The 1,801-nt window shown below is 37.1% G+C and carries 2 protein-coding genes; one reads left to right on the top strand and one right to left on the bottom strand.

Features of this window, described 5'->3' with window-relative positions; genetic code table 11:
* Nucleotides 1–455: helix-turn-helix domain-containing protein (locus tag AC5O77_RS21570; RefSeq protein ID WP_494507148.1), on the bottom strand; the 455-nt coding region annotated here is incomplete at its 3' end.
* A gap of 70 nt (nt 456–525) precedes the next feature.
* On the opposite strand from AC5O77_RS21570, the gene AC5O77_RS21575 reads away from it, so the two are divergent.
* Nucleotides 526–1,482: a type II restriction endonuclease gene (locus tag AC5O77_RS21575; protein ID WP_014640333.1), complete on the top strand. Its 957-nt coding sequence runs from the start codon at nt 526–528 to the stop codon at nt 1,480–1,482.
* The last annotated feature ends 319 nt before the right edge of the window (nt 1,483–1,801 follow it).

The raw sequence follows: 1,801 nt of genomic DNA on the forward strand, positions 1-1,801 counted from the left end.
TTTTTGAGGCCTGCTTGAGAGAATGCTACACAAGGAAACCCACCGACAAGAATTTCATGATCAGGAATATCTTTTTCATCGATTTTTGTTATGTCCCCATCAGGGAAATCACCATAATTTGCATGATATGTCTTTTGAGCAAACTTATCCCATTCGCTGGAAAAAACAACATTTACAGCGTTAGTTTGATGAAATCCAAGTCTGGTTCCACCGATTCCAGCAAATAAATCGATCATGCGATATCTGCCATTCTCGTTGTTTGGGTAAGGTGGTGTGTCTGGAAAGTCTATAACTGCTTTTAGTTCCGCCCCAGTAGGTTTTGTTTCCCCGCGCTCCCATCTTCTTATGGTTCTGTCTCCATATTTTGAAAGACCAAGGGCGTCTGCAAACTCTTTTTGAGTCATATGAAGTCTTTCTCTTTTTTCTTTGATTGTTGCTGCGATATTATCAGTCATGCATGTCTACCAGAATTAAGTGTTGGTTTTAGGACAATTTGTCCTGTTTTGATTCCAATTATGAACGTGCATGAAAAAACTTTCAAGTAGATATAAAAGGTTATTTTTTATGCAAAGATTAAGTCCTGGTGAATTTAAAACTCTAATTTCTAAAGAGAGAAAATCGCATTTTATTACGCCATTTGCTTTGGTTTATAAAACATTTTGTGATTTAGGGTATGATCAAAAAAATAGTGATTATTTTTTGAATAATCCAAGTGAATATATAATTGCAATGAGAAAAAACTGTTGGAAAGAATTTGAACCATTTGAAAAAGAATTCACAACAAGAATGTTATCATATCTTATTGATGAAGAAAGAATAAAAGATATGAGTCCTTATGATGCCATTCGTGATTTTACGATGGAATACCCTACACACATATATGATTTGGCACTGTCTAACACTCAATCCAGACGTAGCAGGGCAGGAAAAGAGTTTGAGTCTATTCTTGAGCTATTAATGATGGGGGCAGGAATTCCTGTTGATGTGCAGGGGGCTATTGGGAAGTCATTTTTTCAAAAAAACCAAATAGGTAAACTTGTAGATCTTGTTATGCCAGGTGTAGTCCAGTACACATCTAACAAAAGAAATACAATGTTGATTTCCGCTAAAACAACGCTGAGGGAGCGATGGCAAGAAGTACCTGAAGAGGTTAATAGAACAGGAATTAGAGAAATGTATCTAGCTACACTAGATGATTCTTTTAGCGAGGAGACAATAAATATATTGTACGAGGCTAATGTGGTCGTTGTAACGACGATAGAAAATAAAAATTTCAAATATAAAAATAATAATAGGGTGCTAACCTTTGAAGATATGCTTCAGTCAGCAATGGAATTATCAAGAAAGTGGAATAATGTAAGTTACACAGACTCTGAAAAAGAGGAAATTCAACGGTCAATATTAAAACAAATAGAAAAATATAGTGATTTCCCTTATGTTGTTAATTATTATAGAAATAGGCTTAGTGCTCTTTTTGACTAAAAAACTAAAAGGATCTCTTGAGATCCTTTTTTTCTGCGCGTAATCTTGGACCTGTAAACGAAAAAACCACCCTGGCAGGTGGTTTTTTCGAAGGTTAGCTAATCCTGGCAGATTATCTAACCGAGGTAACTGGCTTCAGCAGAGCGCAGATACCAAATACTGTCCTTCCAGTGTAGCCGTAGTCGGGCCACTACTTCAAGAACTCTGTCACCATTTGCGCCATCATCGCTCTGCTAACCAAGTTACCAGTGGCTGCTGCCAGTGGCGTTAAGTCGTGTCTTACCGGGTTGGACTCAAGACGATAGTTACCGGATAAGGC

The organism is Stenotrophomonas sp. INTA L402-1, assembly GCF_059295135.1.